The 14501-nt window shown below is 45.5% G+C and carries 15 protein-coding genes; 7 read left to right on the top strand and 8 right to left on the bottom strand.

What is annotated here, in order from left to right; genetic code table 11:
- Positions 1–153 precede the first annotated feature (153 nt).
- The 6 genes from RIG27_RS10840 to RIG27_RS10815 all read left to right on the top strand — a co-directional run bounded on the left by RIG27_RS10840 (position 154) and on the right by RIG27_RS10815 (position 5923).
- Complete coding sequence (locus tag RIG27_RS10840; RefSeq protein ID WP_446345034.1) at positions 154–1887, top strand: glycoside hydrolase family 9 protein; 1734 nt, start codon at positions 154–156, stop codon at positions 1885–1887.
- A 218-nt stretch (positions 1888–2105) separates the two neighbouring features.
- Positions 2106–2909 carry an SAM hydrolase/SAM-dependent halogenase family protein gene (locus RIG27_RS10835; protein WP_446345032.1) on the top strand — a complete coding sequence of 268 codons (804 nt, stop codon included), beginning with the start codon at positions 2106–2108 and terminating at the stop codon, positions 2907–2909.
- A gap of 7 nt (positions 2910–2916) precedes the next feature.
- Positions 2917–3576 carry a DUF2301 domain-containing membrane protein gene (locus RIG27_RS10830; RefSeq protein WP_446341408.1) on the top strand — a complete coding sequence of 220 codons (660 nt, stop codon included), beginning with the start codon at positions 2917–2919 and terminating at the stop codon, positions 3574–3576.
- 45 nt (positions 3577–3621) lie between these two features.
- Positions 3622–3999: an SDR family oxidoreductase gene (locus tag RIG27_RS10825; RefSeq protein WP_446345030.1), complete on the top strand. Its 378-nt coding sequence runs from the start codon at positions 3622–3624 to the stop codon at positions 3997–3999.
- A 182-nt stretch (positions 4000–4181) separates the two neighbouring features.
- Positions 4182–4793, top strand: coding sequence for a hypothetical protein (locus RIG27_RS10820; RefSeq protein ID WP_446345028.1), 612 nt, complete (start codon positions 4182–4184; stop codon positions 4791–4793).
- Positions 4794–4966: 173 nt separating this feature from the next.
- A complete protein-coding gene (locus tag RIG27_RS10815; RefSeq protein WP_446345026.1) occupies positions 4967–5923 on the top strand; it encodes a Uma2 family endonuclease in 957 nt (318 codons plus the stop codon).
- A gap of 56 nt (positions 5924–5979) precedes the next feature.
- On the opposite strand, the gene RIG27_RS10810 is transcribed toward RIG27_RS10815, so the two are convergent.
- The 7 genes from RIG27_RS10810 to RIG27_RS10780 form a co-directional block, all read right to left on the bottom strand.
- Positions 5980–6216 (bottom strand): hypothetical protein, encoded by a 237-nt coding sequence (locus RIG27_RS10810; protein WP_446345024.1) that lies wholly within the window; start codon positions 6214–6216, stop codon positions 5980–5982.
- Between the two features lie 24 nt (positions 6217–6240).
- On the bottom strand, positions 6241–6795 hold the full coding sequence (locus RIG27_RS10805; RefSeq protein WP_446345022.1) for a class I SAM-dependent methyltransferase: 555 nt from the start codon (positions 6793–6795) through the stop codon (positions 6241–6243).
- A gap of 23 nt (positions 6796–6818) precedes the next feature.
- Positions 6819–7052 (bottom strand): hypothetical protein, encoded by a 234-nt coding sequence (locus tag RIG27_RS10800; RefSeq protein WP_446345020.1) that lies wholly within the window; start codon positions 7050–7052, stop codon positions 6819–6821.
- Positions 7049–7513, bottom strand: a complete 465-nt coding sequence (locus RIG27_RS10795; protein WP_446345018.1) for a pyridoxal-dependent decarboxylase — start codon at positions 7511–7513, stop codon at positions 7049–7051. The genes RIG27_RS10800 and RIG27_RS10795 overlap by 4 nt, the downstream gene beginning before the upstream one ends.
- The gene (locus tag RIG27_RS10790; RefSeq protein WP_446345016.1) at positions 7492–7674 is read right to left on the bottom strand and encodes a hypothetical protein; all 183 of its coding nucleotides are present in this window, start codon (positions 7672–7674) and stop codon (positions 7492–7494) included. Before RIG27_RS10790 ends, RIG27_RS10795 begins: the two co-directional genes overlap by 22 nt.
- A gap of 4 nt (positions 7675–7678) precedes the next feature.
- Positions 7679–8317 carry an aminotransferase class III-fold pyridoxal phosphate-dependent enzyme gene (locus RIG27_RS10785; protein WP_446345014.1) on the bottom strand — a complete coding sequence of 213 codons (639 nt, stop codon included), beginning with the start codon at positions 8315–8317 and terminating at the stop codon, positions 7679–7681.
- Positions 8318–8905: 588 nt separating this feature from the next.
- Positions 8906–9037, bottom strand: a complete 132-nt coding sequence (locus tag RIG27_RS10780; RefSeq protein ID WP_446345012.1) for a hypothetical protein — start codon at positions 9035–9037, stop codon at positions 8906–8908.
- Between the two features lie 439 nt (positions 9038–9476).
- On the opposite strand from RIG27_RS10780, the gene RIG27_RS10775 reads away from it, so the two are divergent.
- Complete coding sequence (locus RIG27_RS10775; protein ID WP_446345010.1) at positions 9477–10886, top strand: glycosyltransferase family 39 protein; 1410 nt, start codon at positions 9477–9479, stop codon at positions 10884–10886.
- 1 nt (position 10887) lies between these two features.
- Here the strand turns inward: RIG27_RS10775 and RIG27_RS10770 are convergent, their stop codons facing one another.
- Positions 10888–14301, bottom strand: a complete 3414-nt coding sequence (locus tag RIG27_RS10770; protein ID WP_446345008.1) for an ATP-binding protein — start codon at positions 14299–14301, stop codon at positions 10888–10890.
- Positions 14302–14501: the final 200 nt, after the last annotated feature.

Raw genomic sequence — 14501 nt, 5'->3', positions numbered from 1 at the left:
ACCAGTTTTTGCTTGTATGTTATCGGTAAAACCCGCCCCTACAGACCCTCGGATCGTCCTCTTCTCAAACCTTTGTATAATCAGGTGTTTTTTGAGGAATTAAAGGTGCGTCTACAGATTAAACTCTGTAAATGAATAGGATGGAATAATCTCATGAAAATCGATAGACGTTTCTTCCTCGGTTGGGCAATATCAATGGTGTATGGATTCTTTGCTAAAGGACAAGCGCAAACGGTAAACCCAGATAACCAAAGTAAACTTTTGATTAATCAAGTCGGATATTCTCCAACCCATCCTAAGGTAGCATTTTTACTCAATTCCAATTCTTCTACCACCAATCCCGTCCAATTAATTAACGCCCGTACTAACCGCCCCGTTTTCGAGGTGGAGTTGTCATCACCGCTCCAAGATACAGCCAGCAAAGATAGTATCCAACGGATTGATTTTACCACATTCAACCGTCCCGGACGCTATTATCTGAAAATTGGAGAGATTCAGTCTTATCCCTTTGAAATTGGTCAAGCTATTTATCAATATGCTTTCAACAAAATGCTACGTTCCTACTATTTACAACGCTGTGGGGTAGCCATACGGGATTCTATCAATGGGATTGGTCATTCTCCTTGCCATTTAAATGATGGCACCTTTGCCCATACGGATGATATGCATCGGGCGGGTGAAATGAAACGCGCCCAAGGGGGTTGGCATGATGCGGGCGATTTTGGTAAATATGTGGGACCAACGGCGGTAACAGTGGGTCGTTTATTAAGTTTATATGAGCAATATCCATCGCTATTTTCTGACCGCCAACTGATGATTCCTGAAAGTGGTAATGGCAGACCCGATTTGCTGGATGAAATGAAGGTGGGATTGGATTGGATGCTGACCATGCAACGGCGCGATGGTGCGGTTTATCGCAAGCTTTCGGGGAAAGAATGGCCCCCCATGATTCTACCGAATGAGGATATCCAAACTCGCTATATTTATGGAATTTCCACACCAGAAACAGCGAAATTTGCCGCAGCATTGGCAATGGCGGCGAGAGTGTATTCAGGGTATGATGTGTTATTGGCGAAGAATTATTTGAAAGCGGCGCAAAAAGCCTGGGAATTTTTACAAAATGAACCCTCCATGCGTGTGGATTGGGTTGAGGGGGATGATAGTGGTTCGGGGAAATATCTGGCTGGGGAGTGGGATACGGAAGCGTCGTTAAAAACGGATAAGGATGACCGTTTTTGGGCGGCAGCAGAGTTGTTGATTACGACAGGAGAGGCAAGTTTTGCGGCGTATTTAGAACAAGAGCTTCCTGACTTGCCTTATACTCTATTTGAATGGAAAGATCCCTCGGCTTTGGGGATGGCAGATTATCTGTGGCAACCGCGTCAGCAAGGTTCAGAAAATCTGAAGGCGCAAATGAAGCAGAAGTTATTAGAACGGGCAGATCGTTTACTGGATACGGTGAATCGCAGTGGCTATCGCTTGGCACTGGATAAGTTTATTTGGGCGTCGAATAAGATGGTAGCGGAGGAAGGAATTACCTTGTTTTATGCCTATAAACTGACCGGGAATCAAGCGTATTATCAGGCGGCGGTGGATCAGTTAGATTATTTGTTAGGACGCAATCATTTTAATCTATCCTTTGTTACGGCTGTGGGGTCAAATTCAGTCCGCAATGTCCATCACCGAGTTGCTGTCGCGAAAAAAACGGTGATTCCCGGGTTAATGGTAGGGGGGGCGAATACAGAAGCCCAGGATGGAATTGCTCCGAAAGGATTAGGTCCGCTAAGTTATGTGGATGATGAGCGATCTTATGCCACGAACGAATATGCGATTGATTATAATGCTCCTGCGATCGCACTGATGGGAATGGTGATGGCGGAAGGTTAACTTGTACGAGTTAGAAGAAAGGCTTGGCGGTTAGAAACCGCAGCTACACAAACCAAACCCGCCTGCGCGGGTTCTTCGATTAAGTCGATTTTATGTAGGGTGGGTAAGCATCTAAAAGCTAGACAAGTTTATGCTAAAGAAATAGCAAATTGGTGGTATCAATATCATCCTAATATTTTTTCATATTAGATTTTTTCTGAGAGATAGTGAGGTAATGGATGTCTCAAAATCCAATCATCACCCTATTAAGCGACTTTGGCATCAATGATGTCTACGTGGGAGTCATGAAAGGCGTCATCGCCCAAATTAACCCAGCCATCACGATCATCGATCTCACCCACGAGATTCCTCGGCAAAACATCGCCGTTGCCCGATTTAACCTGATGAACGCCTATCCCTATTTTCCCGATCGCACCATCCATGTTGCTGTAGTTGATCCGGGTGTAGGCAGTCAGCGCCGTGCGATCGCACTACAAGTGGATAATGGTTTCCTAGTCGGACCCGATAATGGATTGTTTAGCGGTATTTTAACCCAAAGTACGATTGTTTTTGCTGTTGAACTCACTAACCCAGAATTTTGGCGCACCCCCACCCCTAGTCAAACATTCCATGGTCGAGATATATTTGCCCCCGTCGGCGCACATCTTGCCAGTGGTGTTCCCTTAGCAGAGTTGGGATCGGTGATCGAACCCAGCACTCTGGTACAATTGCCGATTCCAGAATTGACCAAAACCGCGACGGGGATCACGGGTTCTATCCAGTATATTGACCATTTCGGTAACCTAATCACCAACATTCCCGCCTCTGACGTGACGGGAAAAACTTGGTTAGTCACGATAAATCAGCGCCAGATCCCCACGAATCAAACCTATAGCGATCGCCCTTTAGGAGAACTCATCGCCTTAATTGGGAGTCACGGTTGGGTTGAAATTGCTGTGAATGGCGGTAGCGCTCAATCCGAGTTGCAGTTAGATTTAGGGAAGAGGGTAGACGTGGCCCTTCCTGGTATTGAGAGGAGATGAGATAAACATGGTATTACAGCAACAATGGGACTCTGAGGTTTACCAGGGTCAATTTGGCGAATTTACAATTACCGACAGCGATCGCGTCGGGGTTATTGTATACCGCAGTAGCCTGATAATTGCGGCATTGAGTTTTGCGATCGGTAGTGGCTTGGTCTTGTGGCAACCGGATAATCCCACTATTTTAACCGCCCTCACGCCCCTATATGGCTTGTTCTGTGTGGCGCTAGGTGTGAGTCTGGCAACGATTCATATCTATTTAGCCCCCCTACACCGCCTCCTACAACTGTTTTGGGGAATTGGCACGATTGCGGCTGGTGTGTTTGCCATCCAGAGTAGCGAACCCCTTGCCCTTTTCGTGTATAACCAACCTGTTACCCTCTTCGGGATTGGCTTTGTGTTTGTGGCGTTAACGGGGATTTATTTCAAAGAAGCCTTTTGTTTCAACCGCTTTGAAACCAAACTGCTGACTCCCCTCGTACCCGTCTTATTACTAGGACATTTAGTTAATATGTTACCCGCTACCGGGGAACAGGTGCTTTTAGGACTGTGGACAGTTCTATTTTTAGTCTTTGCGGTGCGTAAGGCAATCCAGCCGATTCCCCCTGACATTGGCGACAAGTCAGTTTTTACCTATCTGAAACAACAACGGGCGGCTCAATCCTAATGATTAGGGGATAGTAACCGATGAGCTTGCACAGGAAAGTCGCCATTGTTACCGGAGGCGGACAAGGGATTGGCTTTCGCGATCGCGAAAGCCTTCTTAGAACAGGGAATGAACGTCGCGATCGCAGAAATTGATCCAGAAGCCGGAACAGCTACAGCCGCCGAGTTTCAACCTCTTGGTTCAATTCAATTTACTCAAACGGATATTTCCCAGGAAGATTCCGTGAAACAGGCGATTCAAGCTACCCAAAACCAATGGGGCAGAATCGATGTTTTGGTCAGACATCAACTCCAATTAACCCCCCAGGATCATCAACAACATCCGGCGGGTAGAGTGGGCAAACCCGAAGACATTGCCGCATTTGTGACGGGTGCGAATTTTGTCATTGATGGCGGGATGACCAGAAAAATGATTTACTCGTAAAAAACGAGCGACAGTTTTCTTGCCCGAATTATTTAAGGCGTAATGGTTTGATAGTCCTAAAAAATGCGCCATTATTTGAGTATAAATCTAATCCTATTGATAACTTTGTAATTGCCAATTATTAGGTAAATTAACCCGATTATCTGCGGTGCTTTGCCACTCTAAATCATAAGAAAATTGTCATGGTAATAGTCATCATTATAAGTTGCCTGATAGCCGAGGTTTTCCCTGTCGTGCTATCCGCTCAATTTTTCTCACCACTGACGCGGTTACAACTGAGTTCCCTACTTGCCTCAAAGCCCTCTACATTCCCCTTAGAATCCATCAACGTCTTTCCACCTCCTCTAGGGGACATGATTGAAACGCGATGTCGAGAAGTCCCGACTGGTGTTGGTATTCCCGCCTTTCAGCCAGGAATTACCAAAGAAGATGTGATGCGTTTATTAGGCGCTCCCACCGGAACCGCACGCGGTTATTGGCCCAATACTCGTGCTGTTTTCTATGAATTAATACCAGATCAGATTAGCTTAGGCTTTCTGTTTGACCGAAATTCTCTCCGAATTCGACAAACCGAAGCCTCCTTTACGGCTGAAGTTGATTCCCAGACAGTATTGTTGACATTGAATGGAATGTTAGGGTGCAAGCTGAACCAGCAAATCCAACAGGGATTAGAACAAGTGTGGCAACGTCAATCTCGGCAGTTTTCCTTTCAGCTAGACTATCTCGAAGGCGTGATTGAACGCCAACAAGAGGGACGAATCTATATCGGGATTTGGGAAGAAGATTTACATTGAAAGCCGTAAGTCGGTGTTCGTAGTGAGGGCTTCAGCCCTCTCCAGCTAGGCGGAGCGAGAACTAAAGTTATCACGACAAACAAAGCCCTATTTTAGCTGGGTCATACCAGTAGTGGCGTGACTAAACTAAAATGGTGAAATAGATTTTACTCGAATCCATCCCTCATCTGATCATGATTCGTCTGCCCACCCAATCCAATCCCCCACCTTTCCCCCGGCAAACCTTGCCGACAATGTATGATTTACCCAGTGATAATCCGGAGGACCCTGGATTGCCCGATGAGTTTCACTTTTTTCAACCTCTGCTACTCCTTTTAACCTTTCAACCAACTAATTGGAATTGGGAGCAGGTGTTTTCTGCCTGCGATTTGAATCTTTATTACGATGTCAATCATACTCACTGGTACAAGCGTCCCGATTGGTTTGGCGTTGTCGGGATTCCGCGCTTGTATGAACAGCGAGATTTGCGCTTAAGTTATGTGATTTGGCAAGAAGAAATTAGTCCTTTTGTGGTGGTAGAGTTATTATCTCCCGGTACAGAGGATGAGGATTTGGGACGAACGGTACAACAAACGGGAAATCCACCCACGAAATGGCAGGTTTATGAACAGATTTTGCGAGTACCGTACTATGTAATTTTTAGCCGCTATACTCATGAGCTTTCCATCTTTCGTTTAATTGAAGGGAATTATCAACAGGTGAATTTAACCGATAATCGGTTTTTCATGCCAGAGTTAGGGTTAAGCTTGGGATTGTGGTCAGGACGGTTTCGTGAGATTAACGGACAATGGTTGCGATGGATGACGCCTTCAGGAGAGTTGATTCCCACGGATAATGAGCAAGCAACTATGGCCCAACAACGGGCGATCGCGGCACAAGAACAAGCTATATTAGCCGAAGAACGGGCGATCGCTGCCGAAGAACGCGCCCAACAGGAAGCCCAACTCGCACAATTAGCCCAACAACAGGCAATTGCTGCCGAAGAACGCGCCCAACAGGAAGCCCAACTCGCACAATTAGCCGAAGAACGCGCCCAACAGGAAGCCCAACTGGCTCGATTAGCCGAAGAACGCGCCCAACAATTGGCACAACGGTTGCGAGAATTAGGCATTGATCCAGACAATTTATAGGGGAGTATGCCCCATGCCCGTCATCGAGGTGTTAGAGGTATAGCTTTCTTCAGTTTCTACGAACTGAATTCCATACGGCTCGCACAGTTGCTCAATCCTATTTTTGAGACGAGCGGTAGGAATTTGAACGAATTAGTAAAGACAATTTCCCGCTCTCTAATTACCAGCTTAGGGATGATGCGGGTTTCTTTGAGGGAAAACTTACTGATCCATTCCTCTTTAATCTCACCCTGTTTGGGATGCTGTTGCTTAAAGGTGAGAATCAGCGTATCGTTATCCACCCACCCTTGCATATCTTTATCTTCTTTCCCATCTAATTATTGTTGCGCGATCGCGGCTGACCCTCCGGCTTTATCATGAATGTAGGTTCTGGCATCATTGAGGATGACTAAGCCTCCCGATCGCAGGATGCGGTAAAACTCACGGAACGCGATATTCTCATCCACTCGGTCAATATAGCCATCATGCATTAAGCTGAAAGACGAAAAGGGAACCGTAATCAAATCTAAACTCCCATCATCGATGGGATAAGGGACATTTAAAGCATTCCATTGAATCACCCGATGACACTCATCAGCCGGTAATTTTTCTTGGAGTCGCTCCAGCATCGGGGCTGATATATCCATACCATAAATATCGCAACCGGCTTGGAATAAAGGAATTAACAGCCTTCCCGTACCACAACCGAGTTCTAAGGTTGTACCACCTTGAATATAACGGCGATAATAGTCAATTTCCGCAGATGATAATCTGCCATACCAACTCGAACCATAAAGTTCGGAAATTAATTCCGAGTAAACAGGTGCTGCAATCGCAGAATTTTCCGCAGAAATAGGTTTCCAGATTCCCGTCATCATGTTACTTTTACTCATCGACAAAACCTAAAACGTTATGACTATCTTTCCTTGGCTCTCGCTGCGGAAATAATTGCAGCTAAAGCGTGATCAATATCTGATTCACCACAGTCAGGATTGGTTATGTTAATCCGCAAAAAACCTTGACCTCTAAATGTGGAATAGTTGAGAAAGGGTTTGCCTTGTTGAATCAGATGATTGCGAAGCATACGGTTAAAATCATCAATATCTGTGATTGACGGCGATCGATATCGAAAACAGAGGTTAACACTCACCCTTGCCCTTGCTGATTAGCTGGAACCCTGACTAGGTTATCCATACCAATGCCCAAAATATTAGCCGCACTGATAAATGAATAGTGAGCTTGATCGGAAACAAAAAAGACTAAATTGTTCTGTTGTAATCCCTGTCGCTTCACCTGGGGCAGAACCTGATTTCTGGCACAAAGTAGCGCCACCAAATTTGCCTGGGTTCCACCGGTTAGGAAAATCCCATCTCCATTCTGGAATCCTACCAATTCAGCCATTTTCTGAATCAGAGCATTTTCCAGAACCGTCGCCGATGGTGCCCCCACATAGGTAGCAATTGAGGTATTTGTCACCGCGGCTAAAATTTCTCCCATCAAACTGGGTACCGTATAAGCGCCATAAGATTTCCCGAAAAATTGCGGATGGATGGTTCTAACTGTAGACTGGAGATAGGCTTGAACAGTAGTCAGTAGGTCTTTTTTCGACAATCCTTCAGCCTTTCAGCCTGAATATGAGTATCAAACGTTTCCTCTAATGCCGAATAGTGATGGTAGTTAACAACCGCATCATTTTCTAAGGGGTTATTTTGAACATAAGCAACAATCAGGTCGAAAAAATCTTGCAGTAGTTGTTGATCATTTGAGTTCATTAGACTAAACTGGGCTAAATTTTTTAAGGCAAGTAACCAAACGATCTATTAATATATCCGCTTCTTCAATCGTTAACACCAAAGGCGGGAGTAAGCGAATCACTCGTTGTGCGGTTACATTAAACACTAAACCTGCTTCGAGTCCAATGAGTCGAATATCGGCAGCAAGACGGTCTAATTCTACCGCAATCATCAAACCTTTCCCGCGAATACTGGTAACCATCGGGTGAGACATGAGCGCCTGATGTAATCCCTTGAGTAAATAGTCACCAACCTCAGCAGTTTGAGTCAATAATTTTTCCTGTTCAACTGTTTCTAAAACCGTAAAAGCAACACGAGCAGCAAAGGGATTTCCCCCCAAGGTTGAACCATGTTGACCCGGTTGGATTAATCCGGTTGCGGCACCTCGAACTAAACAGGCGCCAATCGGGATACCATTCCCCAGTGCCTTGGCTAAACACAACACATCGGGTACGATATCTTCATGCTGATAGGCGAACATTTTACCCGTATGACCAATTCCCGTTTGCACTTCATCAAGCATCATCAGGCAACCCGCGCGATCGCAGATTTGTCGAACCTTTTGCAAATAGCCTACATCTGGCACAATAATACCGGCATTACCTTGAACTGGCTCTGACATAGTTTCACAAATGATTTGATTTCATCTGCCCTATGACGAAACATACCATAGGTTTCTATAATTCGGTTAACTGTTACACCAAAACCTTCGCTTTATGCTAAAAGTGCCTGGGCGGTTGTCAGGTGATTAACGGTTGGTACTTCTATGCGAAAATGTGCCCCATCAGGAAATCGTTGTTCGGAGCTAGGAAGGTTATATAGATCCCCTGATGGTAAATCGATACTTTCGATAAAATTGCGTGTCTTCTCAAACATACTTTAGAGTCTGACCACTATTGATCACTTTATACTACTTTAATTTATACTGGACTTTAGACTAATAGGACTTACGCACAGCCTCTATTCGTAGGGTGTGTTAGCGCAGCGTAACGCACCGCAAGCCCCCATAAGTGGTGTCGCTGCGTAAGTCCTGACTAATTCAACAGAGCCGGAAACTTACCGAGTGAGAATAGTCAAATTAACTCAATCGACTCAAACTACCACTAAATAGGCGTTACAGAAATTTTAAATGCACTTGCCTAAATCACCTAGGATATCGGTCAAGAAACCGGGTTTGTTTGGGTGAAAGGTTGATATGGCGTTGTCATCCTCACGCCTTTTCCCGGTTTCTGGGAATACTTGACCAGCGCTCTAGGAGTACAGACAATGGTTTCAGACTTTTGACCAGGGTAGCGCAGGCGATCGCCCAACCCTGAGTCGTGCTAGCTGAGAAATTGTCCACTCCCCAAGGCTAACTATTCCCAGGTATCAGTTGAGTTAAACCCTGATGCCATAGTCAATTCAACAACTTGCCCTATCTATTTTCTCCGGATGGAGTCAGCCGTCTATTGTTGAAGGTGTCAGCAATGAAGGCATACTACCATGGAAAAAAATGATATTGGAGTTATCCTCATCGGACTCGCGATGATTACCGCAACTCTCGTTTATTTCGACAGAGCCTCAAATTTAGAGGTGAAAATAACCCTCAATATACCAAGTAATTTGTTATCGAGGATACAAAACCCTATCCAAACTGGATTATGACTATTGATTTACACCAGTATTTTTGATATGATCACCAATAATTATTTTTTCATACTCAAAACAATAAAATGTTAAAAATATCGCCAGCTTTTTATGAGCCGAGGAGACTAAGACAATGGCTTCCCATCAGTATAATTATGCTGCTGGCGGCAACGCTATATCTCTATAAACTAGAGCAACGAGGGTTGTGGATTGATGAGTTCATTAGTATTTCCGATGCTCAAGACATTAGTTTTAACCGGGGACGCCTTCTTTACTATATCCTACTCCATTTCTGGATGCTTTTCGGTAACAGTGATGCCTGGTTGCGAGGATTAGCGATTCTTTTTGCGTTAGGCAGTGTTTTCCTCGTTTATCAGCTAGGTCGTTATTTGTTTACCGACGCGATCGGTTTAATTGCGGCTTTGATGTTAGCACTTTCGCCCTTATTTATTAACCATGCCCAAGAAGTCCGTTACTACACAATGAGTGTTGGCTTGGGATTAGCTGGCACATTTGCACTCGCTTATGCCCTTGATCATCCCAGTAATTTTTTCAGTCGCTTCTTGTGGGTTTTCAGTCGATTTTTGGCAATCATTACCACACCCCTGAACGGTGCATTGTTATTTCCAGATCTAACAATAGTCGGGATGAAATATTATCGACAACCTGCCCAACTCGTCAAGTTCGGCACAGCATTATTGTTCATACTCGTCGCCAGTATCCCTGTGGGTTTATCGGTGAAAGCGTCATCAGGGGCGCATCTGCAAATCCTGCCAATTCCGGGTGTGAATGAGGTTTTACGGGAACTGAGAATATTGACTGCTTTTTCCTACCCGCCACCTCCTCCTTATCTGACTCGCTTTCTCCAAATTTATATCCTACTATTGGTTGCTGTCATCGGGATTGCTGTAGTCCGGAAACGACAATCAGAGAAGCTGATTTGGGTTACAGCGTGGGCGTTTGTGCCTACAGGAACAATTCTCGTATTTTCTCACCTCTTTTTCTCGATTTGGAATACCCGTTATGTGATGCTTATCCTGCCGTATATTCTGATTCTTTTAGCCATCGGCTTTAGAGAGATTTGGTATCAATGGCGTCCCGTTACTTGGAGTATAGCCGTTGTTTATACTGTTGCCGTCAGTAGTGGCTTATTTTACTATTACACAACACAAAAACGCTACATGGGAGGATCGGATCATTATCGCCGTGTCGCCCAAATCATCAATGCCAATGAAAAACCAAATGATATCATTGTGTGGTCAATTATTCATGGCACTGCATTACCGCTCAAACACTACCATCGCGGTTCTGCCCCTATTTACGTAAAAGACTTAATTGAAGTTGAAAAGAACATAGACAACATTCAGAAAACCGATGTCGAAAATTGGCTGGGCGAATTACCACCGATTAAATCCCGTTTATGGATTGTTTATGGCAAGGACAATAATCAGGTATTACGCGAGGTCATTGAAGAAAAATTTCTCATTGAAATTGACCAAAAAGTCGGTGGATTAAATGTATTTCTCGTTCAGAGTCCCCCAAAAGATTCGAGCAAGATACATTGACTTAGGCTAGAACCAGATAAATTTGTTCGAGCAATTGACTCATCGAATAGGAACGTCCGGGCAAAATTTTAGTAGCAACGCTTTGCAATTGCGACTCGAATTCTATCATTATCTGATCTGACTCAGAAACTCCAACATTGAGGGATAAATCGGGCAATCGATGATCCAGCAAAAGAATCGGGGGTCGATTAGGGAGCTGATTCAACTCTTTTAATCCTTGAACCACGCCCAAATCATTTTCAATATCCTTGATCCGAATCAACAGTACATCAACCATTTGTGCTTGAAGTTGATGGTAAACATCCGACCAACACTTGGAGAATAAACTTCTAAATCCAGCCGCTTGTAGATATTGAATCAATGCCCGTAGCCAAGGGGTGTAAGGTGTGACAGGATTCGTGTTGTAGCCATTGGGACTAATCCCTTGAGTGTCGCCCAGATCAAAAATGAGAAGGCTTGACTTGCGACTCACTCCCGCCGCAATTTGAATCACTTCCAGCAGTGTGGTAATTTTCTGGGGGTTATCCGGTGCTAAACAAGGATAGACAGAAAGACCGATCGCTTGATTGGCGGCTTGTGTGGTTCGATGATCTAGGGTAATCAGGGGTAGATCCGCTAATGTGGGATATAACAAATAGGTTTTAAAGTAACCTGGGGCATCATTGATCCCAGCCCCATCCAGCAAAACGATATCTGGATGCCAAACCCGCGCCAATAATTCTGCTTGTTCTAAATCATCAGCTTCCAATACCCGGTATCTTAGATCTGAATGTTGGCAACTGAGTATATCAGTTAACTGAGAAATTAGTCTTGACGATTCCGGGGGAACCTCGACTAACCCCGCACTGACATAAAGCAGCGTTAGTACCTGATTGGGGGGAGGCTGATGTTTACCCAAGCGAGTCAGGCTTTTGGCTAATGCTTCCGCTTGAACCGGTAAACTTAAGAAGCCATCGGCGTTATTTTGATAAGCCTGTTCTTTTTCAGCTTGAGTTGCTGTAACTAAGATGGGGATGTGACGGGTTTGCGGATCAGACTTGAGTAATGTCAGTACATCCCAACCTGAAACTTGCGGCAGGAGGGGATTGAGTAAGATAATGCTCGGTTGTAAGGTACGAGCTTTGGAGAGTGCTTCTGAACCAGAACGAGCATTGACCACCCAGTAGCCTAACTGTTTTAGCTGCACCGTCAGGTTTTCTAGATACCGGGGTACAGTTTCGACAATTAACACCAAGCGGTTACGATTGGGGGATGGGAAGTTGGTGTTTGCCTTTCCCCAGTCCTCAGTCTCTGCCAAATCCCTGCCAGAAGGTGGACAGGGGGGAAGCAGCAGGGTAAACTCGCTACCGTTACCGTTTTTAGAGATAAACGAGATATCTCCTCCATGCAAGCGAGCCAAGCGTTGGGTTAAGACTAATCCTAACCCTGTCCCCTCAAACCGACGAGTGAGCGGTTCTTCCAACTGCTGGAATTTCTGGAAAATCAAGTGCTGTTTGTCTTCGGGAATGCCAATCCCTGTGTCCCAGATGGTAAAGGCTATCCAGCCATCTTGATGGTTAACCTTTAAACCTACGGTGTTTTGGCTGTCGGTAAATTTGAGTGCATTGGATAGCAGGTGTGCCAGCATTTGCCGCAGCCGCAGTTCATCGGCAATGATGGTGTCTAGACCGGGTTCAATATCTAACACAAAGGAGATGTCGGGGGTTGCGCCTTCGTGGTTAGGATTGTTGTCTGAGTAGACTTGCAGGGCTTGTTGATAAGCGCGATCGCACAGGCTTTGAATCTGCACTGGTTCTAACGTCAGTTCCAGCTGACCCGTTTCCATGCGCGTTAGATCCAGAATATCATTGACTACCGCCATCAGTTGACGCCCATTTTGGTAAATCAACCGAGCATAACGAGCTTGACGCTCATTGAGTTCGCCTAATAACTGGTCTTTGAGCAGGGTTGATAATCCTAAAACAGCGGTGAGTGGCGTCTTCAGTTCGTGGCTAATACAGGCTAAAAACTCGTCTTTGAGGCGGTTGAGTTGGACTAAATCCGCATTTTTGGCAGTCAGTTCTTGAGTGACTTGCTGTTGAGCCGTCGTGTCTTGCGCCATGACTAACCAAAGCTGTGAATTAGGGGGATTGAGGGGATTCGGGATCATTGGGTTAGCTGTATCTGGTTCTGTACAGATGTGCCATGGTGCATCTTTCCATGGTGTGCCTTTCCAATCCTCAGTTGTCAATTCGGGGAACAACGAGGGAGGTAGAGGCATTTTAGTCAACACAAACTGGCGATCCTGGATTTTTTTCGTCATTTCTAGGGTTTCCCCATCCCTGCGTGAGTCTTGAGGATACTGAGATGTCGCGGTAGACTCAAATTCTGGATGTTGAGCATGGGTTGCCATGAGGTGGGTGCGATCGCCTGCACAGTCATAACCCATCGCTCTAGGGGAAGTGAATGTTGGCTGAGTTTGATCACCAACACCCCAAGCCACTGGCTTCTCCCTATTGTTGAACGGCTTATGGGTGGGGTTCGGCTCAGCTACCGCTAATGGTTCTGTCACTTGAGGATTTGTCTGCCCATTTGCACAGTAGCGGGTTGAGTCAGGCTGAGTGTTAGGGTTGAGGATGCCTAGGTTGGAGGGTGATTCAACCGAGGTTGATTCTATCCCAGTTGGATGCTCCCAGGATAACCCTATCTGCTGACGCCAAGCCCGATTTTCAGACAAGACTTGCCCGGTTGCGGTTTGTAAACTCAGGGGGAGTGGTAGTTGTTCGAGGAGTTGGATTAAGGGTGATTGGGGATTGGGGAACCCTTCGCGACTATCGAGGGAATGGTTTGTAGGGGCGGGTAATGAAACTTTCTTTTGGCTATTGATGGTAACGTTTGTGCAGAACCCGCCCTGACGTAGAGACGTGCCATGGCACGTCTCTACATCCTCAGTCTGGGGTAATGGTGCTAAGAATTTCAATAATTGCCAGCTATTGAGCAGTCCCAAAAATCTACCAGTGGGTTCGACTAATGCCCATTGTCTGGAACCTTCCGGGTAGGGAATGGTGGATGTATCGAATGGTGTGTCTGATCTTCCCCTATCCAAATCGGTTAAGATAGTCCAGAACTGGCTGATTGTCAACGATGCTGGTATGATCTCTAGGGGTTCAATTACAGAGGGTTCCAATTCCGAGAGCCGTTGAGAGAAATCTCTAGTTGCAGTTGTTCCTAGAGTTGCTGCTGAGCTTACTCCGGTTAGGAGATAGGGCATAACCTGTCGCAGATTCACAACTCCCAGAGGATAATGCTGCTCACTGACGACAACAATCGAGTCACTCCCTGATGCGTGAAAAATCTCCAGTAGGGCAGTTATATTAGTGGTTTGGGAACAAATCGGAACCGGAGCAGCACATTCTTTTAAACTGGGAGTTGACATGGATATGACCAATTAGCTCAAATCAGGGGAAGCGGCTAGGTCGCAGGATATTACTATCTGTACGTTACCCATAAGCTGAATCGCGTCAGGCATTCTGACGCTAACCAGCACAATCACCGCTCTAGTTCAATTATTGCGCTGGATGGGGGGGGGAAAGGGCAAAGTGCTTACAATTACTTACAATTCTTAGAGTACTTAAC

The sequence above is a fragment of the Coleofasciculus sp. F4-SAH-05 genome, from assembly GCF_040222985.1.
GTDB lineage: Bacteria > Cyanobacteriota > Cyanobacteriia > Cyanobacteriales > Coleofasciculaceae > Coleofasciculus > Coleofasciculus chthonoplastes.
The sequence above is the reverse complement of the archived record's forward strand: the minus strand, read 5'-3'. Positions and strand labels throughout refer to the sequence as shown.